The organism is Hafnia alvei, assembly GCF_964063325.1.
Lineage (GTDB): Bacteria > Pseudomonadota > Gammaproteobacteria > Enterobacterales > Enterobacteriaceae > Hafnia > Hafnia alvei_B.
Genome location: NZ_OZ061315.1, coordinates 3,468,279 through 3,493,219, shown reverse-complemented (window position 1 = coordinate 3,493,219; position 24,941 = coordinate 3,468,279). Strand labels below are relative to the sequence as shown.

The following is a 24,941-nucleotide window of genomic DNA, read 5'->3' as shown; positions in this document are numbered from 1 at the left end:
CAACCGCATGCAGCACGCGGCTTTGAGAAAAAGCAAACCCGACCAATCCTACAGGATAAGTCGGGTTATTAAGTCTAATTAGCGTCTTTATGTTCTATGTTTGGCAATAATGCCGTCAAGATGCCGAGTAATGGCAGGAATGCGCAAATTTGATAAACCAAGTCAATGCTGGTTAAATCGGCAACATAGCCTAAAACTGCGGCACCTAAGCCACCCATACCAAAGGCAAAACCAAAGAAGAGGCCTGATACCATCCCAACTTTGCCAGGAATCAACTCTTGCGCGTAAACCAAGATGGCTGAAAACGCCGATGCCAGAATCACACCGATGATCACGGTTAAAACCCCAGTCCAGTAAAGCGATGCATAGGGTAAAGCCAGCGTAAACGGTGCGACACCCAGAATAGAGCCCCAAATAACATATTTACGCCCTATCTTATCGCCCAGAGGCCCGCCAATAATGGTTCCGGCGGCAACGGCAAACAGGAAGGCAAACAAATGTATTTGCGCACTTTGTACCGAAACGCCGAACTTATGGATGAGATAAAAGGTGTAATAGCTACTAATGCTGGTGAGATAGAAGTATTTCGAGAAAATCAGCACTAGCAGTATGGATAAAGAAACCACTACGGTGCGGCGTGGAAGCACTTTCACGTTGCCGTGGCCTTTAGGCTTACCTTTGCTTTGTCGGGTTTGCTGCTGATACCACTTGCTGACCTGAAGCAAAACAACAATAGCCAACAGCGCCGCCAGAGAGAACCATGCAATATTTCCTTGGCCATAAGGTGCAATGATCGCTGCAGCTAGCAAGGGGCCGAGCGAGCTACCGAAGTTACCGCCCACCTGAAACACCGACTGCGCGAGGCCGTGGCGTCCACCAGAGGCCATACGCGCGACACGGGAGGACTCAGGATGGAAAATAGACGACCCCGTACCCACTAATGCGGCGGCGATCAGCACAATTTCAAAACTAGGCGCAACGGAAAGCAGTAAAAGCCCCGCTAAGGTGAATCCCATACCGATTGGCAGAGAGTAGGGTTTCGGATGTTTATCAGTGTACATACCGATCAACGGTTGCAGCATAGAGGCAGTCAGTTGATAGGTCAGAGTGATAAGGCCTATCTGTGCAAAATTCAGCGAAAACTCACCGCGCAGAATAGGGTAGATCGCCAGAATCAGCGATTGGATCATATCGTTTAGCAAATGGGACACGCTGATAGCGCCCAGTATGGAAAACGAGGTGCGATTGACGGGCTTTTGTGTCACGGACTCGGACACTGGATCGATGCGGTCAGTCATAGTCTGTTTTTATGATTTCGTCAGTTAAAGAGCTATTTATGCAGGCAGATAAATAGGGATAGACATCACGCTAACAATGACAAAGTTTATCATTCTTGGTCAACCGTTGTTTTTGCCTTCATATGGACTATTTACCGGCTATTGAGGCTAAATGAGCGGCGTAATTTGAAATAGCTCGCAAAAAAATGAAAAGATCCCCTCATCTTGCCGTTAGAATTTTAGACTTGGTATCAAGCGCAGTGATTTGAATTTGATAATCATAATAATGAGAAAGTCTTTGGGATGATGAATATGACGACACGGAGAATCCGTATGAAATTGGCTTTAAAAGGCACCGCATGTGCGTTAGCGGTCACTCTGGCATTGGTGCCAACGTGGGCAGCAGCATGGGAAAAAGATAAAACCTATAACATCACCATTCTGCATACTAACGATCATCACGGCCATTTTTGGCAGAACGCCAACGGTGAATATGGCTTAGCGGCACAAAAGACGCTGGTGGATCAGATCCGCCATGAAGTGGCAGCGCAGGGCGGTAGCGTTTTGTTGCTTTCCGGCGGCGATATTAATACCGGTGTTCCTGAATCTGATTTACAGGATGCCGAGCCTGATTTCCGTGGCATGAACCTCGTGGGTTATGACGCAATGGCTATCGGCAATCATGAGTTCGATAACCCGCTATCGGTACTGCGCCAGCAGGAAAAATGGGCCACGTTCCCGTTACTTTCCGCCAATATTTATCAGCAAGGTACGGAAAAGCGTCTGTTTAAGCCGTATGAGATTTTCGATAAGCAAGATATCAAAATTGCGGTAATCGGCTTAACCACCGACGATACGGCCAAAATTGGTAACCCTGAACTGCTAAAAGGTATCGAATTCCGCGATCCTGCGGTAGAAGCAAAAACGCTGATCCAGCAGATCAAACAAAACGAAAAGCCTGATGTAATTATTGCCGCCACGCATATGGGACATTATGACAACGGCAACCACGGTTCGAACGCGCCAGGCGACGTTGAAATGGCGAGAAAATTGCCAACCGGATATCTCGATATGATCGTTGGAGGCCACTCACAGGATCCTGTTTGTATGGCGTCCGAGAACCAAAAGCAGGCCGATTATGTGCCGGGAACGCCGTGCGCGCCCGATCGTCAAAATGGAACTTGGATCGTACAGGCCCATGAGTGGGGTAAATACGTTGGGCGAGCTGATTTTACCTTCCGCAACGGCGAGCTGACGCTGCAGCACTACCAGCTCATCCCCGTTAATCTGAGTCAGAAAGTGACTAAAGAAGACGGCACAACCGAGCGTGCTTACTACACCCACAAGATTGATGAAAATCCGCAGATGCTGAAACTGCTAACGCCGTTTGAAGAGAAGGGCAAAGCGCAGTTGGAGGTCAAAGTTGGCAGCGTGGATGGCAAATTAATGGGCGATCGTAGCAAAGTTCGCTTCGAACAAACCAATATGGCGCGTTTACTACTTGCCGCGCAGATGGAGCGCACACAGGCGGATTTGGCCGTGATGAGCGGTGGCGGGGTACGAGATTCAATTGAGCCGGGCGATATCACCTACAAAGATGTGCTGAAAGTTCAGCCTTTCGGCAATTTGGTGGCTTACGTCGAGATGAACGGCCTTGATCTTGAAAAATATCTGGCGGTGGTCGCCAATAAAAAAGTCGATTCAGGGGCGTATGCGCAGTTTGCTAATGTGAGCCTAGTCGCTGATGGGAAGGGCGTAAGCGACGTGAAAATCAAAGGTGAGCCTTTGCAGGCAGACAAAATCTACCGTTTAGCGCTGCTGAGTTTTAACGCCACCGGCGGCGATGATTACCCTATTGTGAGCGATCGGCCAAGCTATGTGAATACGGGGTTCGTCGATGCTGAAGTGCTGAAACAGTACATCGAAAAACACTCTCCGCTTAAAGTCGCAGACTATGAGCCGAAGGGGGAGATTGTTTATAAATCGGCGAATTAATCCGCCGACGCTAAACTGATTCAGAGGGCAGATTTCTGCCCTCTGACCTGTCGCAAAGATTGCGAACACCTAAACTTCCACCAGTCTAGCCGTCTAGATGAGAAAATTATTATTTGAAAATAGTTCTTGATAACTGAGGGTGGGTATGAGTAAATAGCGTCATCGGTTTGAAACACAGACCTTATGAACGCAGTTTTAGTAAAGCAGTCCTCAGTTCAAGCGCTATCCGCATAGATACCTCTTCTTCTTGTGAGTCTTCTCCTAAGTGCTAAGTAAGAACTTTTCAATAAGTAACTCTTTGAAGACGACCACCTTCGCTGCATGATTTATTTGAATCATTGCGGCACACAAAACAAATAAAGGAAGTATCTATGTCTAATAAAATGACTGGTTTAGTAAAATGGTTTGACGCTGGTAAAGGTTTTGGTTTTATCTCTCCTGAAGATGGCAGCAAAGATGTATTCGTACATTTCTCTGCAATCCAGAGCAACGATTTCAAAACTCTTGATGAAGGCCAAAAAGTTGAGTTCTCTATCGAGAACGGCGCTAAAGGTCCATCAGCAGTAAACGTTGTTGCGCTGTAATAGCCAACAGCCATCGCAGTAACCTCTGAGTTGCTGTGAACCGAAAACCCGCCTAGTGCGGGTTTTTGCGTTTCTAAGTATTGCATTGGATTGCATTCTTCTGTTCAGCGGCACTTTTACTCTAGTTATCAAATATCTATTCTCATTTGTGGCGCAAATGTTATCGCTGTCACGGTCAGATGAAAGAAGAGTGCTTAAGATGCCAGACAGGAGGAAACACACTGATGAAGAAAATTGTTTTAGCGACGTTAGTTGGTTTATTAGTTTCTGGTTACGGCATGGCTGCCGACGATCACTATCTTAAATATGAACAAGCGCCTGACAGCTTAAAGCTGCTACCGCCACCGCCGTCTTACACCAGCATCGATTTCTTAAGCGATAAAGCGCATTACGATGAAGGCAAAGCGCTGCGCAGCACCGAGCGTGGTAAACAGGCTTACGATGATGCTGATGTGTCTAAAGATAGCTTGGCGAGAAATTTCTCCACCGCTTTTGGCATTCCTATTTCTAAAGAAAAAAACCCTGAAACGTTCACGCTGATCACGACGATGAAAGAAGATGCGGGTGAATACGCAACGCGTTCAGCGAAGCAGCACTATAATCGTGTGCGTCCTTTTGCTTTCTATAAAGAAGCAACCTGCCGTCCAGAAGATGAAAAAGAGCTCTCCACCAATGGTTCATATCCTTCGGGTCACACCACGATCGGCTGGTCAGTGGCGCTGGTGCTAGCGGAAGTGAATCCTGCAAGACAGAATGAAATTCTCAAGCGTGGTTATGAGCTTGGGCAAAGCCGTGTGATCTGTGGTTATCACTGGCAGAGCGACGTCAATGCTGCGCGTGTAGTAGGAAGCGCGGTTGTTGCCACTCTGCACAATAACCCTGCTTTTGAAGCTCAGTTGGCGAAGGCCAAGGCTGAAGTGCAAAAGCTCAATCCTCAGAACTGATCCTGCCTTGAATATTTAACGAGTCTTGCCACATGCAGGGCTCGTTAATCTCGTTTGGCAATTTCCGCAAAGCTGCCGCTGGTCATACGGCTAAGATCCTGAGCTGCAAGCTCAATATCCAGACCACGCTTTCCGCCTGAAATAAAGATCGTGGCAAATTCTTGAGCACCGCTGTCGATCACGGTAGGCAAACGTTTCTTTTGTCCAAGCGGGCTAATACCGCCGACCAGATAGCCGGTTACGCGTTGTGCAATCTGAGGATCGGCCATGTCAGCTTTTTTAGCCGACAGCGCCTTAGCGACCTTTTTTAAATCCAGCATTGAGGCCACCGGTGTTACCGCCACGGCTAAATTCTTGCTATCACCGTTGAGTGAGACTAGCAGCGTTTTGTAGACCTGCTCGGCGTTCAAACCCAATTTACGCACGACTTCATCGCCGAAATTGGTTTCGTCGCTATCGTGATGATACTGATGGAGAGTAAAAGGGACCTTATTTTTTTCAAGAAGAAGTACTGCGGGAGTCATTTTCTAAGCCTCTACGATGACGAATCACGCAATGATAGCGCTGTTATTTCGTGGAGTCAGTTTCGGAGAGTTATTTATTCGTGCGTTATATGCATAAGTGCGGTGCCATATAGAGAATAACCGTTGCCAGAATCACTGCTGCATTGTTAATCTATGCGGGAAACTGTAAGGGCAGACGCCATGTTTGCACTTGCAGCATAACGATAATAATGAAATTCCTCTTTGACTGGCCAATAGAAATATTGGCCATTTTTTTCGCCTAATGAATCACATACGGTGCCAGCAGCTCGGGCAGGTTTCCTTCGCTGTATAGATGCAATGCGCCTACCGCCACCACATAATTTCCCGCCGGCAGAGCGAGCAACATTTCTTGCCATTTATGATTTCGTTCCCCCATCAAAATCTGGTAGAGATCGTCACTAAACGTGGCCGGCAACTCTGTCGTTGCCATAGTTTTCGTGGGTGAAATCCACCAACCGATCAGCGTTTGCAGCAGGCGAGCGTTGGTATGCCAGTGTGCCAATGTGTCTTTTAACAGTACGATCCCGTTATCGGGCAGCGCATGCAGCAGCGCCATTTGAGTATCGGCGCCTTCCAACTCCATGGTTTTCAGCGACGCTTGTTGGGCAAAGCGCAGCATTTGGTAGTCGATACCATATTCAGAACGCAAACCAAGCTGATGCGCCTGCTGTGCCTGCAGGGTCAGTGCCGTGCGCCACGCTGGATAATGTTGAATCGCGTTGGCGGGAATGCCCGTTTCTTGACAGCGCTGTAAGACTTGCTGCCAAAGCTCTGGTGAAAGCTGCGACTCCAAAGCCTCTGCGACTTCTCCGGTATCAAACGAGGGCGATGCTTGGGTTATGTCTGCTTCAACAATCAGCGCATCCGCGCGTTTAAGACGCTGAATTAATGCCGCGGGTAGAGGCGACATGTTTTCAGTACCCATATGAATACTTCCCACCAGATGCAGATGGATACCGCCTTGAAGATGGATATCAAGCGCTGGATAGGCATAAGTGGTTGTGGGAATAATTCCCAACCAGAGCGCGAACTTTCGCAGCCATTGAGTCATAAGTCACCTTTGCCTTTTTTTCTATGCTACGTGCAGTGTGAAGGTAAAGGCAAAAAAAAGCACCGAAACGTCGGTGCTTTTTGTGTCTTTCAATGTCTATTTAAATCTCATTTAGACTGTGACTTGGGCTTAAAGCGTAACAGGCGGTTGGCGTTGCTCACCACGGTAATGGATGAAAGCGCCATGGCCGCTCCTGCAACCACAGGGCTAAGCAGGGCTCCGGTTAACGGATACAGCACGCCGGCGGCAATTGGGATGCCTAACGAGTTGTAGACGAACGCGCCTAACAGGTTTTGCTTCATATTGCGCAGCGTGGCACAGGAAAGCTCCACCGCGTCAGCCACGCCGTTCAGGCTATGGCGCATCAGCGTAATTGCAGCGGTTTCAATGGCAATATCGCTGCCGCCGCCCATCGCAATACCCACATCAGCCTGAGCTAAAGCAGGGGCGTCGTTGATACCATCGCCGACCATCGCCACTTTATGTCCTTTAGCCTGTAACGCTTTAATCGCATCGGCTTTACCTTCAGGGAGAACGCCCGCGATGACCCGATCGATACCCGCTTCTTTAGCAATGGCATTTGCGGTGAGTGGGTTATCGCCGGTTAGCATCACCAACTGATAGCCCAAACCGTGTAAGCGTTGTAATGCTTCCACGCTGTCGCTTCTTAGCGGGTCACGGATAGAAAGCAATGCGGCAGGCTTTCCATCTGCGGATAACAGTACCGGCGTTATCCCGCGTTCGGCCTGCTGTTTAAGCAGGGATTTAACCTCAGAAGTATCAACCTGCTGCTGCTCCATTAGCGCGTCGTTCCCCAACAGCAACGTATGTCCATCAACGTCACCGCTCACGCCAAGACCACGTAATGTGCGGAACTGGGTAACTTCAGGTATGACCAAACGATCCGCTCGTTCTGTGATTGCGCGAGCCAATGGATGGTTTGAACCCGCTTCTAAGGCCGCAGACCACTGCAATGCCTGCGCTTCACTTACACCGTTAAAGGTGTGAATTTCAACTACTTTTGGCTGGCCTTCAGTCAAGGTACCGGTTTTATCGAATACTAACGTATCGAGTTCACTGGCGCGTTGTAATGCGTCGGCATCACGCACCAATACACCCAGCTCAGCGGCACGCCCAACACCGGCAATGATCGACATTGGCGTTGCTAAGCCTAAGGCGCATGGGCAGGCAATAATCAGTACCGTAGTCGCCACCACCAAGGTGTACACAATCTGCGGCTGTGGGCCGAAGAAGTACCAGATAAGGCCGCTAAATACCGCAATCCCAACCACGGTGGGTACAAAAACTGCGGAAATACGGTCAGCCATTTGCCCAATTTCAGGCTTGCTGCTCTGCGCTTGGCGTACCAGCTTAATGATGCGTGCCAGCGTTGTTTGGCTGCCAATAGCACCCGCACGGAACAGAACGCTACCGTCTTGCACTACGGTACCTGCATGCACCGGATCGCCTGAGGATTTCTGCTGTGGAATCGGTTCGCCGGTCAGCATGGCTTCATCCATCCATACTTCGCCGGTAATAATCTCACCATCAACCGGAACCCGATCGCCGGTAGTTAAACGTAGCGTCATGCCAAGCTTAACCTCGGCCAACGGTAATGTTTTCTCACCCTCTTCGGTGACTACGCGAGCGGTCGGCGGGGTTAAATCCAACAAACGCTCAAGCGCTTTGGAAGAGCGTTGACGCGCTCTGGCCTCCATGGCATGACCAAGGTTGATCAAACCAATAATCATCGCACTGGCTTCGTAGTAAAGGTGACGCGCTTCCATCGGGAACACATGCGGCCACAGCGTTACCGTGATGGAGTAGAGCCACGCGGCCCCGGTGCCCAATGCGACCAAGGTGTCCATGGTGGCACTACGATTCATCAGGCTACGCCATGCGCTGCGATAGAAATGCCCACCGGCAAATACCATCACAGCAAGGGTAACCAGCCCAACGATCAGCCAGTTGTTTTGGTTGCTCGCCGTGAGCTCCATGGATCCGCCGAACAGCCCCCATGCCATCAGTGGCACGCCTAGACCTAAGCCCAGAGCGGCCTGCCAGCGGAATTTTTTCACCGACTTTTCTGCGGATTCTTGCTGACGCGCCCGACGCTTTTCTTCATCTTGAATGATTTCAGCGCCGTAACCGGCTTTTTCGACGGCGTGTATCAAGGCATCTGGATCGCTATGTCCTGTGACCAATGCGCTGCGCTCGGCAAGGTTTACGCGCGCTTGTTCAACGCCAGGCACGCTCTGTAACGCATTCTGTACTTTTAATACGCAGCTCGCGCAGCTCATGCCATCGAGCAACAGCTGAACGCTATCGTCATCGTCAGAAGCGTTCGAAGTTGCAGTCGCCGGAGAAATTATTTCAGCCGCTGCCAGAGTTTCCGGCGCTTGTGGTGCTGTCGAGTTTGCTGTTGCAGACTGTGTCAGCGGCTCAGTTTTTGGGTGGCTTTCTCCACTTGGCAATAATGACGCTTCATAGCCAGCGGCGATAACGGCATTAATCAGCGTGGTTGCATCGGCGGAACCATAGACTTTGGCGTCGGTTAATGAAACTTCAACCGCATCAACGCCCGCAACAGCCTCCAGCGCTTTGGTGACGCTGGCGGTGCAATGGCCGCAGCTTAAACCGCTTAGCGCCAGCGCTACGTCAGGCGTTCCCGCAACCGTGGCATGGTAACCCGCTTGCTCTACGGTTGAGATAATCGCGTGAGCATCGGCGTCGCCGGTGACTTTGGCATAGCGTGGATTATTTAGCTGAGCCAGTTCAATATCGGAACGCGCTTCAAGCGCGGTTTTGACTTTCTTCGCACAGTTCATGCAGGACAGGCCTTGCAGCGCGAACAATTGAGTTTGTGACATAATAAAATCCTCTCGGGTATTGCCCTGCGAACACGTGGTGTTGGTGGGCGAATCACATGGTATTCTTCACTTGGACTAAGCTTAAACCTTCCTGCAAGGGTAAGGTCAAGAGGGGAGGCAGAATGAACATCAGTGAGGTTGCCAAGAAAACCGGACTCACCAGTAAAACTATCCGTTTTTATGAAGAAAAGGGGCTGATGACCGCGCCAAACCGCGCTGACAATGGCTATCGGTTCTACGGTGAAAAACATATTGAAGAGCTCACGTTGCTGCGGCAGGCGCGGCAGGTGGGCTTTACGCTGGACGAATGCCGTGAACTGGTAGGGCTTTTTCATGACAAAAGCCGCCACAGCGCTGACGTTAAGCGGCGCACGTTAGAGAAAGTGGCCGAACTGGAACGGCATATTGAAGAATTGCAGCAAATGCGCCACCGATTGATGGCGTTAGCCGATGAGTGCCCCGGCGATGAAAGTGCAGATTGTCCGATCATTAATAATCTGGCGGGTTGCTGCCATGGACATAAGGCGTAAGTGGCTTTTCCCCCGGCAAACCTCTGCGCGGGGGAGAGAGCAACTTAAATACTTTTCACCACTAACGTAATACCTTCTACGTCGATAACTTCTACAACGGCCCCGATCGGTAACTCCTGCGAACAGGTCACTCGCCAGCTGCTGTCGCCGATACGAATGCGTCCATTGCCGTTGACGATAGGGGCTTCAAGCGTGGCTCGCGCACCAATAAGCTGTCGGCTACGTTGATTAAGCAGATCATCATTATTTCTTGCTACCGGCTGACTGCGCCGTAACCAGCGCCACCATAGTAGCGCGGTGGCGACAGTGAGGATCGCAAACAGCGTGGCCTGCCATTCCCAGCCAAATGGCAGTACCCACGTTAGCAGGCCGACCAATAGGGCTGAAATGCCGCACCACAGCAGATACCCGCCAGCGCCTAACAACTCCGCAGCTAGTAGCACACCGCCCAGCGACAGCCAAAAACCATGCGGATTTTGGGCAATGTAATCAATCATTATGATTTGCCTTTAACGGGGCCTGTTTCTTTCAGCAATTCAGCGATACCGCCGATGGAGCCCATCAGGTTGCTGGCTTCCAGCGGCATCATGATCACTTTGCTGTTAGTGGCAGAACCGATTTTTTGCAGCGCGTCAGTATATTTTTGTGCCACGAAATAGTTAATCGCCTGAATGTTCCCAGCGGCAATCGCCTCTGACACCATTTTGGTGGCCTGAGCTTCAGCTTCAGCGGCACGTTCGCGCGCTTCTGCCTGCAAGAATGCGGACTGGCGTTCACCTTCGGCTTTCAGGATCTGAGACTGCTTTTCACCTTCGGCACGCAAAATGGCTGCCTGACGTACACCTTCCGCTTCGAGAATATCTGCACGTTTGGTTCGCTCGGCTTTCATCTGGGCGTTCATGGAGGCAACCAGTTCGACCGGTGGACGCACGTCGCGGATTTCAATACGCGTCACTTTTACGCCCCAAGGATTGGTGGCTTCATCAACGATATGCAGCAAACGACCATTGATGTGGTCGCGCTGTGACAGCATTTCATCCAGTTCCATCGAGCCCAGAACTGTTCGAAAATTTGTCATGGTTAAATTGACGATGGCGCGTTCTAAATTGCTCACCTCATAGGCGGCGCGCGCAGGGTCGATAACCTGAATAAAGCAAACGGCATCGATAGTGACGTTGGCGTTATCTTTTGAAATGATTTCTTGGGCTGGGATGTCTAAAACCTGTTCCATCATGTTGATCTTACGACCGACGCGATCCATGAATGGAATGATTAAATTCAGGCCAGGCATTAATGTTTTGGTGTAGCGGCCAAAGCGCTCGACGGTCCACTGGAAGCCTTGCGGCACGATTTTAATCCCTGACCATACGATGACCAACGCAACAACCACTAAGACGGGAATAACGGTAAACATCGACAACCTCCTGTTAGCGAACGGCCTCATACCGCACGATTGGTAATAGTTTAACCAATCGTGCGTAAGACTGACATGATTAACAGGAATAAATCATTTTAGGTTAATGAAGATTAAGACTTCTCGGGTTTATTCATCAAATCCGGTTAATTCAAAGACCCCAAGATGACCGTGACCGTCTAAATCAACGGTGTGAGTTTGTGGGCGAGGCGTGACCAGCACGGCGCTGTCGTAGCGGTTAAGCGTAATAGAGTTGCCGCCGCCAATTGGCGTCAGTGAAATTTCTCCGTCGTGGCAGAATAAAATAATGGTGCTGGCGTGACAGCGGAGTGGCGGCATCTTCGGGCTGGTGGTCACCCACTGAAGGCGTGCGCCATAATAGCGTGGGTCGTAAATCAAATTCAGATCGCGCACTTTGCCATTGAGCAGCGTACTGCTCACGCGACTATCGCCGGAAAAACGTTGGATCCCACAGGTCAAAATCGGTGGCTCGATGCGCCCATCGATTTTTAGCTGCAAGCCATCGCCTTCCAGAATGGAAAGGATGCGCTGATATCCCGTATAGCTGGAGAAATCACCGTCAGAGGAAACTTCTGCCATGGATAAACGCCAGCGAAAATCGCGCCCGCTTGGGGAGTCCACTCGCATGATCTCCTGCGTAACGCCTTGTCCATTTTTCCAAGGCATCGCGTGATAATCAGCCCATCGTATGATCTGCCATTGATTCATGAGGTGAAATGTCCTTTTAAACGATGTCGAGTTCCGGGAAACAGCAATTTTGCAAAGGTAACATTATGATGTTTAGACCAAGTTCGACGTTCGATCAATAGGCAAGGTTCATTCGCCTGAATGTGCAGCCAGTGGCTTTCTTCAGCCGAAGGCAGCAGGGCTTCAACAATATGTTCCCCTTCGGTGAGTGGTGCTACGCGTGATAAATAGTCGTGCGGCGTGATTTTGAGAAAGTCCTGCTGCAGGTAATCAGGCGCAACGATAGGATTTACATAGCGATTTTCAATCTGCACCGGCGTGTCATTTTCGTAATGCACGATGATAGAGTGAAATATTGGCGCGCCCACGCTGAGATTTAACGCTGCGGCTTGTTCACTGTTAGCCTGCGCTTCATCCAGCAAGATTATTTTGCAGTGATGGCGGTGATTGCGCGCCAGAATTTCGTCGCGAATGCTGTGCACTTCGAACAGTGCAGATTGCCCTTTCGGCTCCGCAACAAAGGTGCCAACGCCCTGCATGCGCACCAGCAATCCTTGATGGGTTAATTCCCGCAACGCTCGATTGATGGTCATGCGGCTGAATCCCAGATGCGCGACCAGCTCGGCCTCAGAGGGAATGCGATAATTTGGCGGCCAAGCTCCGTTACTGATGTTATCGGTAATCATTTTTTTGACCTGCTCATACAGCGGCGCAGGCGTTGATAGCGGTGATAAATCAGCGGGAAGAGTCATGGATAACATTCCTTATGGGCAATCGCCGATGTTCCATTGATGTAGAATTTGCCATGCAATGCGTGCCGCGGTGCGGGCACCGAATTGCTGAATATCCAAAGAGGGATTGTATTCCACCAGATCCGCTCCCCACAATGACGGACTTTCACATATCGCACCTACCAGCCGCAAAAGTCGTTCGATTGGTAATCCCACGGCGGCGGGCGCTGAGACGCCGGGCATTTGCCACGCAGGAAGTACATCCAGATCGATCGTTAGATAGACGATCTCACACTTATCCATAAATGCGCCAATCTGGCGATGCAGATCGTCAAGCGATCGCGTGAGCGCGTCGGTATCCCATACGATCTCAACGTTCAAACGCTTGGCCTCGGTGACCAATGCCTGCGTGTTTGCCGCGAGGCTAGCGCCGACGCAGAGATAATGAAACGGTCGCTGGCTCTGCTCGCAGTAATGGGCGAGCTGGCGAAACGGCGTGCCTGACGTCGCCACGTCGTTGCGGCGTAGATCCAGATGCGCATCAAAATTAATTATGCCGACGGTTTTGTTGGGATGTGCCTGATACAGCCCTAAACCGTGAGCGAAGGCGGTTTCATGACCGCCGCCGAAGACCAAGGTTCTCACCCCTTGCTGATGGTATTGCGCGACTTTTTGGCTAAACTGAGCCTGCACTTCTTCTAGCGGGGTATCGCCAACGCGCAAAGTGCCGCCGTCGGTGACGCGGTAATGTCCAGCATGCGCAGCAAGATTAGCCAGCATTTTACGCAGCGCATCGGGGGCAGCGGCGGCACCGGTGCGGCCATGATTGCGTTTAACGCCTTCATCACAGGCAAAACCGAGCAACACGATAGGGCGGGGCTCATTGTGCTGCCCAATGGTTTGAAATAAGCGTAATGCTTCAGGAGACTCCGCCAGATCGTTACGCCCTTGCCAAACATCATCAGCGGTGGGTTGCCAGTGGCTCATTGCATTTCCTCGTTTTCGCTCTGTTTTTGTGTCGCTTGGCCTTGATAAATCCGCTGATACAGTGGATTTCGCCCCAGCTCATAAATCACTTCAACCGGTTTTTCTGCCTCCCATACCGCGAAATTAGCCTGAAAACCGGCGGCAAGCTGTCCGTGGGTGTGCTGGCGATTTAATGCCTGAGCCGCATGTCGAGTCACGCCTAGCCACGCCTCTTCCGGCGTGAGGCCAAATTGCACGCAGGCCATATTCATCGCGAGGCGCAGAGACGCAAAGGGGCTGGTGCCGGGATTGAAATCGCTGGCTACCGCCATAGGGACGCGATATTCGCGCAGCAAATCCACCGGAGGGCGTTTGGTTTCGCGTAAAAAATAAAAGGCACCGGGCAGCAGAACCGCCACGGTTTGGCTGTGTGCTAAGGCTTGAATACCCGCTTCATCTAGATGCTCAATATGGTCGGTCGACAGCCCGTGATAGCGAGCCACTAGCTCGCTGCCGCCCAGATTAGAAAGCTGTTCCATATGCCCACGCACAGGAATTCCAAGCTGTTTGGCTGCCGCGAACAGCTTTTCGCTTTGCGCAAGTGAAAAACCCACGCTTTCGCAGAACACATCAACAGATTCAAACAGTTTTTTCTCCCACAGCTGCGGCAGGATTTCCTCACAAATCAGATCGATATAGTGGTCTGAACGGCCATGATATTCCGGCGGAGTGGTGTGTGCCGAAAGTAGCGTAGGGCTAACGTCGATGGCGTTTTGTCGAGCCAGCTGCTGGGCAACACGCAGCTGTTTTTCTTCATTGATGAGATCCAGACCATAGCCGGATTTCATTTCCACCGTGGTCACACCTTCGTCCATTAAAGCCTGTAAACGCTGCTGGCTGATGCTGAGCAGCGTATCCGGCGAGGCATCACGCGTGGCGTGCACGGTTGAATTGATTCCGCCGCCTTTCTGGCTGATTTCGGTGTATGACACCCCGTTCAGGCGCTGTTCCCACTCGTAGGCGCGATCGCCACCGAACACCAAATGGGTGTGACAGTCGATAAGACCGGGAGTAACAAGCCGATCCTGTAAATCGATCTGCTGGGGATGCTGAGCGGGAAGTTCATCCTCTTGGATCACCGCTATAATATGTTTATCGCGCACCACCAGTGCATGACGATCGAGAACACCATAGGGCGTTTTGTACTGCGCGCTCATGGTAGCTAAGCGTCCGTTGCGCCAAATAACGTCGGACTCCAATAAATTCATAGCATCCCCAAACCTGTATAGAGTTGTATATACATTTATTTTCGAAAGGCCGATAGGTGTCAAACGTTTTTGATGAAAATGTTATTTAATTGTGACGTCAAATGCGATGTGCGGCTGAGGTGCGCCGTGTTTGGCTTAGCGGGGGCAAATCTGCGACAATGTAGCGCAGCTTTTTTATGGTAAGAAAGTTTTATTAACAATGAGAGTGTCATGTCGTATCCGATAAACGAACTGTTCCAGACCCTGCAAGGGGAAGGTTTTTACACCGGTGTTCCGGCTATTTTTATTCGCCTGCAAGGGTGTCCGGTAGGGTGCAGCTGGTGTGATACCAAACATACGTGGGAACAGTTGCCCGAACGAGAAATCGGCATGAACGAAATCTTGATCAAAACTGAAGAGAGCGATGCGTGGGGCAGCGCCAGCCCTGAGCAATTGCTGGATATCCTGCGCGAGCGCGGATATACCGCTCGCCACGTGGTGATCACTGGCGGTGAACCCTGCATCCATGATTTGCGTCCGTTGACGGAATTGCTGAATCAAAATGGGTTTTCCTGCCAGATTGAAACCAGCGGCACCCATGAAATCCGCTGCTCTGAGGCAACCTGGGTGACCGTCTCTCCAAAGGTCAACATGAAAGGCGGAATGAAAGTATTGGAGTCTTCTTTGGTGCGCGCCGATGAGGTTAAACACCCCGTTGCACGTGAGCGCGATATTGAAGATTTAGACGCATTACTTTCCGTACTTCACGACGATAAGAAACGCATTATCGCGCTGCAGCCGATTAGCCAAAAAGAGAGCGCGACGAAGCTGTGTATTGAAACCTGTATTGCGCGCAACTGGCGCTTGTCGATGCAAACCCATAAGTATTTGAACATCGCCTAAATATGCTGATGAGAAGCGCGCTGCTAAATAATTATCGGATGATTTTTGGCACTGCGCTTCTGATGTGGGTGTTTTTGCTAACCGGCTGTGTCAAGTCTGACGCGCTGTGGGGTGTGGTAGATAAAGTTTGTCGTGTTAACTATCAGCAAAAGCACGATCCCGCGCCCTGCGCCCAGATCTATACGCCGGCTCACGATCGGCGATCTGCGTTTACCGTGATTCAAAACCCGCGCTTTCACTTTCATTTCATTTTGGTCCCCAATGATCGGATTATCGGTATTGAGAGCCCTGTACTGCTAGAAAATGACGCACCGGATTATTTCGGTTACGCATGGACGATGCGCTATCGGCTGGCGTATGAATATGGCAGACCGGTTCCCGACGATATGCTGGGGCTGGCGTTAAATTCAGCCTATGGGCGCAGCCAGAATCAACTCCATATTCATCTCACCTGCTTACGTGAAGACGTTCGCCGCCAGTTAAAAGCCGAGCGCCCTTATATTGGTCGCGAATGGGCTTTGCTGCCTGATTTGCTGTTGCGTCATCCGTTTTATGCCAAGCGCATTGAGCAGCCGGCGCTCATCGGCGTGGATCCAATCAAATCGCTCGCCGATCAGTTTCATCTTACGCCTGAACAGCTGGCCTATTATGGCGTGGCGGTGGTGCCAACGACGTTTGAAACTCAGCCAGGCTTTATTTTATTGGCGACACGGGTGGGAATGGGAGAGAGGAATAGGGCATCGGTGGAGTCATTGTTAGATAAGCGCTGTGAGCTGCTGCAAACAATCCCGGCTCAGTGAACCGGGAAAAGGGAGTCAAATTTAGTACGCCTCTTCTATCGCGACGTCGGGTTCTTTCTCTGAATGATCGGCTAATGCATCATGTGAAATTTGCAGCTTCAGGTCGAATTCGATCATGGATATTTCCTGATTAATTTCGGCTTTAAGTGCATCAATTTTGTTTAACGAAGTGGATTCCGTCACTCGTCGGCTTCCTAGTCAAAAACAGGGATGCCTATGTTAACCAGCATTCTGATATATAAAATCAATCAAATCCTAAATTTAGACCCGCCTCTCACAAAAAATGAGGCCGTTTCACCCCCGTTTACGCTTGGCATACAACCGCTAAACAAAGCTGCTTACATGCGTTAAAAAATGTTACCTATTTCCTCCATAATCTCTCTGAGCAGAAACTAATGAGTGAATGTGTACATGTCATTTGCTAATTGATTTTGCGACATTATTCATTGCCAGCATGGGATGCCTCTGTCAAAGTAACGCGTTTAAAATTAAGGAGGAAAAATGTTGCCGTCTGCAGGTTGGTTAGGACTCAGTTATTTCACCTATTTTTTCTCTTTTGGCATATTTCTGCCGTTTTGGAGTTTGTGGCTGCAAGGTGAGGGAATTTCTCCCGAGTCAATTGGCATATTGCTTGGCGCAGGGATGATAGCCCGTTTCCTTGGTAGTTTATTCATTGCTCCCGCCGTTAAAAAAACCTCTCAACTGATTACCGCTCTCCGTCTTATTGCTCTCCTCGCCCTGATCTGTTCTATCGCATTTTCCTTTGGTACCGCATGGGCGTGGCTGCTGGTGGTGATGGCCGGATTTAGTCTCTTCTATGGGCCGTTAATTCCTCTGACCGATGCGCTGGCCGCGACGTGGCAACGTCAGGTGGGGCTGGACTACGGCAAAGTACGTCTGTGGGGATCAATGGCCTTTGTCATTGGCTCAGCGGTAACGGGAGAAGTGGTTAATGCCTTTGGGCATAAGGCCATTATGTATTGCCTGTGGGCGGGTCTGGCGGCCATGCTGGTGGGAATGCTTCTACGACCGCGCCATATGCCACAGGATGCACCAAAAGATAGTGCGGTGCAGGACATCACGCCGTGGAAAATTTTATTAAAAGAAGCGCCGGTATGGCGTTTTTTATTGTGTGCCGCTTTACTTCAAGGCGCTCATGCAGGCTATTACGGATTTAGCACTATCTACTGGCAGGAGGCGGGCTATTCCGCGTCGGTGGTTGGCTATCTGTGGTCGCTGGGCGTTGTTGCTGAGGTTATCGTTTTTGCATTAAGCAAGCGCTTATTCCGCCGTATGTCGGTTTCCCAGTTGCTGTTACTGTCGTGTTTTTGTGCGGTGATCCGTTGGATTTTAATGGGGTCAACAACGGCGCTGCCGTGGCTGATTTTGATTCAAATTCTGCATGCGGGCTCTTTCACCGTATGTCATTTGGCGGCAATGCGCTTTATTTCGGCACGGCAGGGCGGCGATGTTATCCGTCTACAGGCGATTTATTCGGCGCTAGGCATGGGCGGAAGCGTGGCGATCATGACCATGCTGTCAGGCTTCCTGTTTGAGCACTATCAAGGCGGCATGTTCTATGCGATGGCGCTGGTGGTATTGCCGGTGATTTTCTTCAGACCGAAAGTGACAAGCCATTAGTTTTGTGGCTAAGACCCCCTCCCAGCCTGCCCTTTGGCAGGGGGGAGGGGCCGATCGAGATTCTTACCAACATCACCGCACAGTTCCCTCCCTGCAAAGGGGAGGGTTAGTGTGGGGTCATTACCCAAATATCACGGGAGGGTTTATGACTTACCCGCAATCAGCCCATCTTTTCGAAACATGCTTTTAATCCCGCGTACTGCCTGACGAATACGATCTTGGTTTTCGATCAGCGCAAAACGAACGTGGGTATCGCCGTAGTCACCAAAACCAATCCCCGGAGAAACGGAGACTTTGGCATCGGCCAACAGCTTTTTGGCAAATTCTAGCGATCCAAGTTGCGCATAGGCATCGGGGATTTTTGCCCAAACATACATCGATGCTTTAGGGTTTTCTACCATCCAACCGGCCTCATGCAGGCCTTTGACCAGCACGTTGCGACGTTGACGGTATTGCTCGGCAATATCTCGCACGCATTGCTGATCGCCTTCGAGAGCGGCAATCGCCGCCACCTGCAAAGGAGTAAAAGTACCGTAGTCGTGGTAGCTCTTGATACGTGCCAGTGCGTTAACCAGCTCAGGATTGCCGACCATAAAACCGATGCGCCAGCCAGCCATGTTGTAGCTTTTCGACAGGGTGAAAAACTCGACGGCAACGTCTTTGGCGCCGGGGATTTGCATAATCGAAGGGGCTTTCCAGCCGTCATACACAATGTCGGCATAGGCCAAATCGTGTACCACCAAAATATCGTGCTCTTTGGCCAGCTTGATGACGCGCTCAAAGAAATCTAATTCAACGCACTGGGCTGTAGGGTTTGAAGGAAAGCCCAGAATCATCATTTTAGGCTTGGGAATACTTTCGCGAATGGCACGTTCTAGTTCGTTGAAAAAGTCGATGCCTGAAACCAGCGGCACCGACCGCACCTGCGCACCCGCAATGACCGCGCCGTAAATATGAATGGGGTAGCTAGGATTCGGTACTAAAACGGTATCGCCATGATCGAGCGTGGCCAGCATCAAATGCGCCAGCCCCTCTTTTGATCCGATAGTAACAATGGCTTCACTATCGGGATCGATATCGACCTGATAGCGATCTTGATACCAGTGCGAGATCGCGCGGCGTAAACGTGGAATACCGCGTGACGTGGAGTAGCCGTGGGTATCTTCACGCTGTGCAACCGTACACATTTTTTCAACGATGTGCGGCGGCGTTGGGCCGTCTGGGTTCCCCATGCTGAGATCGATAATGTCTTCGCCGCGCCGGCGCGCAGCCATTTTCAGCTCAGCGGTAATGTTAAATACATAAGGGGGAAGACGATCAATACGAGTAAAACGACGCGGAGTGCGTGAGTCTGTCATAGATACCTCAAGATGACGTTAGCGCCCGGACCGTCCGAGCGACGCTGCCTGTTTACAGGCTATTAACGAAAATAGGCGAAGCCGAAGATTCTGTCGAGCGGATTTTTTAAACCGCGCTTTCCAGAACACTCCGAGCCCTTATCGCTGAGTTTCAACTATGCTTATACCCGTCATACTTGAAGCTGCATCTGTGTTGGCTGCTCTCGCTCACCTGATAAATCTGCCTGGAGCAGATTTAAACGCAGTTTACTGCGGCCCTAGTGGCGAGGCCCATGGATGGGCCGAGTAATCACTTACTGGAGTAAGCTCATCGGGACTCGCTCCTTTGCCGCCTTGATGCAACTCCAATTATTTTGGGTATGTTAGCTGACATTAAATTTGCTAATCATTTTTCGCCAATCCTTTGAACATGATTTTGATACAACAAAGAGGGAACACTATGTTTAGAAAAACCGATAAAGTTGAACGAACCATCGAAGAAGAGGTTTCATTGTTGGCGGATGCGCTGGAAGGGGTGCTGCAGGAGGGGGCAGATAAAACTCAGGATGAAATCGCTTCGCTGCGTCGTAGCGCACAAGATACGCTGCGTGAGGTGAAAGCGCACATCAGCGGTGATACCCCGTGTCCAGTGACGGAACGAGTAAAAAATGCCTGCTGCGATGTGAATGGCTATGTGCGCAATAAACCGTGGCACAGCGTGGGAATTGGGGCAACGGCGGGGTTGATTCTGGGGCTCTTGCTTTCAAAACGCTAATCAATCACAAGCGCTATTTGCGTGAGCAATATGTGTGAGAGATTTATGTGACCGGTGCCATACCGGTCACACCATGCTCACTATCAGCCGCGATAGGTGCAGCCTGCGGTGCAGGTTTCTTTCACTAATACGGCGCTTAGCAATGGCAGCTCAGGTTTCAGCTGTTGCCAAATCCACTGGGCTAACACTTCGCTGGTTGGGTTCTCAAGACCAGGAATATCATTCAGATAATAGTGGTCGAGGCGATCCAGAATGGGTTTGAACGCCGCTTTCAGCTCGGCAAAATCCATCACCCAGCCGGTATAAGCATCCACTTCGCCGGTAATTTCAATGCGTACTAAAAACGAATGACCGTGCAGACGACCACACTTATGTCCTTCTGGAACGTGTGGCAGATGGTGCGCAGCCTCAAACTGAAAATCTTTAAACAGGGTGGTTGTCATGATGACGCCTCGTAACCTAAAAAACCTGCGCATACTACCGGAAAGCGCCCGTTGGCGGTAGTTTTACCGCGATTGTTTGAGTATAAGCAGAAAATTTATTCTTCAATGTCCAAAAGGCGGCCCGTTTTATTTCTGCGCCGTTATTTTTTTGTCAGGTTATCAACTCTTCGAACTTATCTATTAAGACTCCTTTCGGTGTGAAGAATAAAACCAATAGCAAAGTCGATGAAAATAGTTATGTAATAACTAACTGTTATTCATTGATTTTATAGGTTTTAACCTAAAACACCCTAGCTTCTATCACCTACCTGAATTAGTGGTTAGTTCAAATGGTTATTTGTTATTTCCATCACTTATTTAATTGTTATTATCCAGCTAGGTAACCTTACAAAAAGCGCTACATCAATTCGCCACACCCACGGTTCTTAAAGCTAAGTCTGAGGCTGCTTGAAGTACCAAAGGGATCACTGTGCAAGGAACACTTAGCAATGACGACTCAGGCTCCTCCTACTTCCATGCTTCCACTCACGCCGGAGCAATTGGCAAAGCTCCAGTCGGCGATTGGTGAGTTTTCACCACACCAGCTGGCGTGGCTCTCCGGTTATTTCTGGGGAATGGTTAACCAACAGCCGGGCACGGTAGCCGTGACGCCAGCACCGGCTGCAGCGGCTTCAATTACCGTGATTTCTGCCTCGCAAACGGGCAATGCACGACGGGTGGCAGAGCAGCTGCGCGACGATCTGACCGCAGCCGGTCTGGGTGTGACGTTGGTTAACGCGGGTGACTATAAATTCAAACAGATCGCGCAGGAAAAGCTGCTGCTGGTTGTTGCTTCAACCCAAGGGGAAGGCGAACCGCCGGAAGAAGCCGTGGCGTTGCACAAATATTTGTTCTCCAAAAAAGCCCCTCAGATGGCCGGAACGGCGTTTGCGGTGTTTGGCCTCGGCGATACGTCTTATGAAAACTTTTGCCAGACCGGAAAAGATTTTGATGCCCGTTTAGCAGAACTGGGCGGTGAGCGGTTATTCGACCGCGCCGACGCCGATGTTGATTTCAAATCCGCGGCAGAGGCATGGCGTAAGCAGATCGTAGACGTTCTGCAACAGCGCGTGCCACAGGCAACGGCGGCGCAGGTTCAGGTTAGCGTGGCGGGAAGCGTGGCGCAGATAGTCAGCAGCCCATACAGCAAAGAATCCCCGCTCACGGCCTCTTTGGCGGTGAAGCAAAAAATTACCGGACGCAACTCTGATAAAGACGTGCGTCATATCGAAATCGATCTCGGCGAATCAGGTCTGAGCTACCAGCCGGGCGACGCGCTGGGCGTGTGGTATCACAACGATCCTGACTTGGTTGAGGAAATTATTGGCCTGATTTGGCGCACCGGCGATGAGATGGTCACCATCGACGATCAAACGATGACGCTGCGAGAGGCGCTGGCAGAGCGCTTGGAGCTAACGCAAAACACCACCGTTATCGTGGAAAAATACGCGGCACTTTCGCGCGATGAGCGTTTGATTGAGCTATTAGCCGATAAGCATCAGCTGCAACAATACGCACAAACCACGCCGTTGCCGGATATGATCCGCCAAGCACCAGCAGATTTAGACGCTGAGCAGTTAGTGGCGCTGTTACGCCCGTTAACGCCGCGTCTTTATTCCATCGCATCCTCCCAAGAAGAAGTGGGCAGCGAAGTGCATATTACCGTTGGCGTGGTGCGTTATGAGGTTGATGGCCGCGCCCGCACCGGCGGTGCTTCGGGCTACTTAGCCGATCGTCTGGAAGAAGATGGCGAGCTGCGCGTTTTCATTGAGCATAACGACAATTTCCGTCTGCCTGCGAATCCGCAAACGCCGGTCATTATGATTGGCCCTGGCACCGGCATTGCTCCGTTCCGTGCATTTATTCAACAACGTGAGGCCGAAGGGGCAGAAGGCCTTAACTGGCTTTTCTTTGGCAACCCTCACTTTACCGAAGATTTTCTCTATCAGGTGGAATGGCAGCGCTTCGTTAAAGACGGCGTTCTATCCCGTATCGATTTGGCTTGGTCACGCGATCAAAAACACAAAGTCTATGTACAGGACAAGCTGCGTGAGCAAGGGGCCGAGGTTTGGCGCTGGATCGAACAGGGCGCACATATTTACGTCTGCGGAGACGCCAACCGCATGGCGAAAGACGTTGAACAGGCGTTACTGGAGCTATTGGCTGAACACGGTGGAATGGATGCCGAACAGGCCGATGAATTTTTAAGTGAGCTGCGCGTTGAGCGCCGCTATCAGCGGGACGTTTACTAATAATGAGCAAATCGATGCAAGATAATTACGCCTTTAGCAGCAAACACCCGGGGCCATTAGTGGTTGATGCACCGTTGGCCGACGCTGAGCGCCTGAAGCGCGAGAGCAATTTTCTGCGCGGCACCATTGCCGAAGATTTAAACGATGGTTTGACCGGTGGTTTTAACGGCGACAACTTTCTGCTGATCCGTTTTCACGGTATGTACCAGCAGGACGACCGCGATCTTCGCGCCGAGCGCGCCGAGCAAAAGTTAGAGCCGCGTCATGCCATGATGCTGCGCTGCCGTTTACCGGGCGGCGTGATGACGCCACAGCAATGGCTGGGTATCGACAAGTTTGCCGATGAAAGCACGCTGTACGGCAGCATTCGTATTACCAACCGCCAAACGTTCCAGTTTCACGGCATCTTGAAGCAAAACGTCAAGCCGGTGCATCAGTTGCTTAATCGTTTGGGTTTGGATGCGTTGGCGACCGCCAATGACGTTAACCGTAACGTGCTGTGCACGTCGAATCCCGTGGAGTCGGCGCTGCATCAAGAGGCCTATGAATGGGCGAAAAAACTGTCTGAACACCTGCTGCCGCGTACTCGCGCCTATGCAGAAGTGTGGCTGGATCAGGAAAAAGTCGAAACCACCGATGAAGAGCCGATTCTCGGTGCCACCTATTTACCGCGTAAATTTAAAACTACGGTAGTGATCCCGCCACAGAACGATGTGGATCTGCATGCCAACGATCTCAACTTTGTGGCGATTGCTGAAAACGGCAAGCTGATCGGCTTCAACGTGCTGGTCGGCGGTGGACTGTCTATTGCTCATGGTGATAAAGCGACCTATGCCCGCACGGCCAGCGAGCTTGGCTTTATTCCCGTAGAACACACCTTGGCCGTGGCTGAAGGCGTGGTGACGACGCAGCGCGACTGGGGAAACCGCACCAATCGTAAGAATGCAAAAACCAAGTACACCTTGGAGCGCGTCGGCGTTGAAAACTTTAAAGCTGAAGTGGAAAAGCGTGCGGGAGTGACGTTCGAACCGGTACGTCCTTATGAGTTTACCGGACGCGGCGATCGCATTGGCTGGGTGAAAGGCATTGATAATAAATGGCATTTAACGCTGTTTATTGAAAATGGACGCATTCTGGACTATCCAAATCGGCTGTTGAAAACCGGCATGGCAGAGATCGCCAAGATTCATCAGGGGGATTTCCGTCTGACGGCGAACCAAAACCTGATCGTGGCGGGCGTGGCTGAAACAGACAAAGCACGCATCGAACAGATTGCGCGTGAACACGGCCTGATCGACGACGGCGTTAGCGAGCAGCGCAAAAACTCGATGGCCTGCGTGTCTTACCCAACCTGTCCGCTGGCGATGGCGGAAGCCGAGCGCTTCCTGCCACAGTTCGTGACTCAGGTTGAAGAAATCATGCAAAGCCACGGCGTTGGCGATGAACATATTGTTCTACGTGTCACTGGCTGTCCGAACGGCTGTGGGCGTGCGCTGTTGGCGGAAATTGGTCTGGTCGGAAAAGCGATGGGCCGTTACAACCTGCATTTAGGCGGGAATCGTGCCGGAACGCGGATCCCGAGAATGTATCGTGAAAATATCACCGATGCTGAAATCCTTGGCGTGATTGACGAACTAGTCGCCCGCTGGGCGAAAGAACGTGAAGCCAATGAAGGCTTTGGTGATTTCACCATTCGCGCAGGGATTGTGCGCCCGGTGCTGGATCCGGCAAGAGATTTTTATGACTAGATGATTGAGCTCTGTCTTTAGCGGCACGTTGTTATTCAGCCGAAGGAAAATCGGAGGGTTAGCACGAGCCACAGGGATGTGGCGAGAGTCGTAGGGCGCAGGGAGCGCCTCTGCGACGGTGCGTTAAAACCCGGAGTGTTT

At 50.9% G+C, this 24,941-nt stretch carries 23 protein-coding genes; 10 read left to right on the top strand and 13 right to left on the bottom strand.

Features of this window, described 5'->3' with window-relative positions:
* Positions 1 to 74 precede the first annotated feature (74 nt).
* Complete coding sequence (locus AB3Y96_RS16535; protein ID WP_367299736.1) at positions 75 to 1,298, bottom strand: MFS transporter; 1,224 nt, start codon at positions 1,296 to 1,298, stop codon at positions 75 to 77.
* Between the two features lie 312 nt (positions 1,299 to 1,610).
* On the opposite strand from AB3Y96_RS16535, the gene ushA reads away from it, so the two are divergent.
* The 3 genes from ushA (at position 1,611) to AB3Y96_RS16520 (ending at position 4,800) form a co-directional block, all read left to right on the top strand.
* Positions 1,611 to 3,272, top strand: coding sequence for a bifunctional UDP-sugar hydrolase/5'-nucleotidase UshA (ushA, locus tag AB3Y96_RS16530; protein WP_367299735.1), 1,662 nt, complete (start codon positions 1,611 to 1,613; stop codon positions 3,270 to 3,272).
* A gap of 371 nt (positions 3,273 to 3,643) precedes the next feature.
* A complete protein-coding gene (gene cspA, locus AB3Y96_RS16525) occupies positions 3,644 to 3,856 on the top strand; it encodes an RNA chaperone/antiterminator CspA (protein ID WP_004091792.1) in 213 nt (70 codons plus the stop codon).
* Positions 3,857 to 4,080: 224 nt separating this feature from the next.
* Positions 4,081 to 4,800, top strand: coding sequence for a phosphatase PAP2 family protein (locus AB3Y96_RS16520; RefSeq protein ID WP_367299734.1), 720 nt, complete (start codon positions 4,081 to 4,083; stop codon positions 4,798 to 4,800).
* Positions 4,801 to 4,844: 44 nt separating this feature from the next.
* Here the strand turns inward: AB3Y96_RS16520 and ybaK are convergent, their stop codons facing one another.
* The 3 genes from ybaK to copA all read right to left on the bottom strand — a co-directional run bounded on the left by ybaK (position 4,845) and on the right by copA (position 9,266).
* Positions 4,845 to 5,324, bottom strand: a complete 480-nt coding sequence (gene ybaK, locus AB3Y96_RS16515; RefSeq protein ID WP_025799902.1) for a Cys-tRNA(Pro)/Cys-tRNA(Cys) deacylase YbaK — start codon at positions 5,322 to 5,324, stop codon at positions 4,845 to 4,847.
* 259 nt (positions 5,325 to 5,583) lie between these two features.
* On the bottom strand, positions 5,584 to 6,396 hold the full coding sequence (locus AB3Y96_RS16510) for a TraB/GumN family protein (RefSeq protein ID WP_072308593.1): 813 nt from the start codon (positions 6,394 to 6,396) through the stop codon (positions 5,584 to 5,586).
* A 107-nt stretch (positions 6,397 to 6,503) separates the two neighbouring features.
* Positions 6,504 to 9,266 (bottom strand): copper-exporting P-type ATPase CopA, encoded by a 2,763-nt coding sequence (gene copA / locus AB3Y96_RS16505; protein ID WP_367299733.1) that lies wholly within the window; start codon positions 9,264 to 9,266, stop codon positions 6,504 to 6,506.
* 122 nt (positions 9,267 to 9,388) lie between these two features.
* Here copA and cueR point away from each other — a divergent pair, with 122 nt between their 5' ends.
* Positions 9,389 to 9,796, top strand: a complete 408-nt coding sequence (gene cueR, locus AB3Y96_RS16500) for a Cu(I)-responsive transcriptional regulator (RefSeq protein ID WP_040044373.1) — start codon at positions 9,389 to 9,391, stop codon at positions 9,794 to 9,796.
* A gap of 44 nt (positions 9,797 to 9,840) precedes the next feature.
* Here cueR and AB3Y96_RS16495 read toward each other — a convergent pair whose 3' ends face one another.
* From AB3Y96_RS16495 to hutI, 6 genes are all read right to left on the bottom strand, one after another.
* A complete protein-coding gene (locus AB3Y96_RS16495) occupies positions 9,841 to 10,293 on the bottom strand; it encodes an NfeD family protein (protein WP_367299732.1) in 453 nt (150 codons plus the stop codon).
* A complete protein-coding gene (locus AB3Y96_RS16490) occupies positions 10,293 to 11,210 on the bottom strand; it encodes an SPFH domain-containing protein (protein ID WP_025799893.1) in 918 nt (305 codons plus the stop codon). The genes AB3Y96_RS16495 and AB3Y96_RS16490 overlap by 1 nt, the downstream gene beginning before the upstream one ends.
* A gap of 129 nt (positions 11,211 to 11,339) precedes the next feature.
* Positions 11,340 to 11,939 (bottom strand): HutD family protein, encoded by a 600-nt coding sequence (locus AB3Y96_RS16485; protein WP_072308597.1) that lies wholly within the window; start codon positions 11,937 to 11,939, stop codon positions 11,340 to 11,342.
* Positions 11,936 to 12,670 carry a histidine utilization repressor gene (gene hutC, locus AB3Y96_RS16480; RefSeq protein WP_367299731.1) on the bottom strand — a complete coding sequence of 245 codons (735 nt, stop codon included), beginning with the start codon at positions 12,668 to 12,670 and terminating at the stop codon, positions 11,936 to 11,938. The genes AB3Y96_RS16485 and hutC overlap by 4 nt, the downstream gene beginning before the upstream one ends.
* Before the next feature lie 12 nt (positions 12,671 to 12,682).
* Entirely contained in the window at positions 12,683 to 13,636 is a 954-nt protein-coding gene (gene hutG / locus AB3Y96_RS16475) for a formimidoylglutamase (protein WP_367299730.1), read from the bottom strand.
* The gene (hutI, locus tag AB3Y96_RS16470) at positions 13,633 to 14,883 is read right to left on the bottom strand and encodes an imidazolonepropionase (protein WP_367299729.1); all 1,251 of its coding nucleotides are present in this window, start codon (positions 14,881 to 14,883) and stop codon (positions 13,633 to 13,635) included. Before hutI ends, hutG begins: the two co-directional genes overlap by 4 nt.
* Before the next feature lie 210 nt (positions 14,884 to 15,093).
* Between hutI and queE the strand changes: the two genes are divergently transcribed.
* Positions 15,094 to 15,765: a 7-carboxy-7-deazaguanine synthase QueE gene (queE, locus tag AB3Y96_RS16465; RefSeq protein ID WP_061554923.1), complete on the top strand. Its 672-nt coding sequence runs from the start codon at positions 15,094 to 15,096 to the stop codon at positions 15,763 to 15,765.
* A 2-nt stretch (positions 15,766 to 15,767) separates the two neighbouring features.
* Positions 15,768 to 16,565 carry a CDP-diacylglycerol diphosphatase gene (locus tag AB3Y96_RS16460; RefSeq protein ID WP_367299728.1) on the top strand — a complete coding sequence of 266 codons (798 nt, stop codon included), beginning with the start codon at positions 15,768 to 15,770 and terminating at the stop codon, positions 16,563 to 16,565.
* 21 nt (positions 16,566 to 16,586) lie between these two features.
* On the opposite strand, the gene AB3Y96_RS16455 is transcribed toward AB3Y96_RS16460, so the two are convergent.
* A complete protein-coding gene (locus AB3Y96_RS16455) occupies positions 16,587 to 16,748 on the bottom strand; it encodes a hypothetical protein (protein ID WP_367299727.1) in 162 nt (53 codons plus the stop codon).
* Positions 16,749 to 17,066: 318 nt separating this feature from the next.
* Here AB3Y96_RS16455 and AB3Y96_RS16450 point away from each other — a divergent pair, with 318 nt between their 5' ends.
* Positions 17,067 to 18,206 (top strand): 3-phenylpropionate MFS transporter, encoded by a 1,140-nt coding sequence (locus tag AB3Y96_RS16450; RefSeq protein ID WP_367299726.1) that lies wholly within the window; start codon positions 17,067 to 17,069, stop codon positions 18,204 to 18,206.
* Positions 18,207 to 18,349: 143 nt separating this feature from the next.
* Here the strand turns inward: AB3Y96_RS16450 and alaC are convergent, their stop codons facing one another.
* Positions 18,350 to 19,564: an alanine transaminase gene (gene alaC, locus AB3Y96_RS16445; protein ID WP_367299725.1), complete on the bottom strand. Its 1,215-nt coding sequence runs from the start codon at positions 19,562 to 19,564 to the stop codon at positions 18,350 to 18,352.
* A 439-nt stretch (positions 19,565 to 20,003) separates the two neighbouring features.
* On the opposite strand from alaC, the gene AB3Y96_RS16440 reads away from it, so the two are divergent.
* Positions 20,004 to 20,318 carry a YqjD family protein gene (locus AB3Y96_RS16440; RefSeq protein WP_367299724.1) on the top strand — a complete coding sequence of 105 codons (315 nt, stop codon included), beginning with the start codon at positions 20,004 to 20,006 and terminating at the stop codon, positions 20,316 to 20,318.
* 83 nt (positions 20,319 to 20,401) lie between these two features.
* Here AB3Y96_RS16440 and queD read toward each other — a convergent pair whose 3' ends face one another.
* Positions 20,402 to 20,761 carry a 6-carboxytetrahydropterin synthase QueD gene (gene queD / locus AB3Y96_RS16435; RefSeq protein WP_008814216.1) on the bottom strand — a complete coding sequence of 120 codons (360 nt, stop codon included), beginning with the start codon at positions 20,759 to 20,761 and terminating at the stop codon, positions 20,402 to 20,404.
* 488 nt (positions 20,762 to 21,249) lie between these two features.
* Here queD and cysJ point away from each other — a divergent pair, with 488 nt between their 5' ends.
* Both cysJ and cysI read left to right on the top strand, forming a co-directional pair.
* Entirely contained in the window at positions 21,250 to 23,052 is a 1,803-nt protein-coding gene (cysJ, locus tag AB3Y96_RS16430; protein WP_367299723.1) for an NADPH-dependent assimilatory sulfite reductase flavoprotein subunit, read from the top strand.
* A gap of 14 nt (positions 23,053 to 23,066) precedes the next feature.
* Positions 23,067 to 24,800: an assimilatory sulfite reductase (NADPH) hemoprotein subunit gene (cysI, locus tag AB3Y96_RS16425; protein WP_367299722.1), complete on the top strand. Its 1,734-nt coding sequence runs from the start codon at positions 23,067 to 23,069 to the stop codon at positions 24,798 to 24,800.
* Positions 24,801 to 24,941 lie beyond the last annotated feature (141 nt).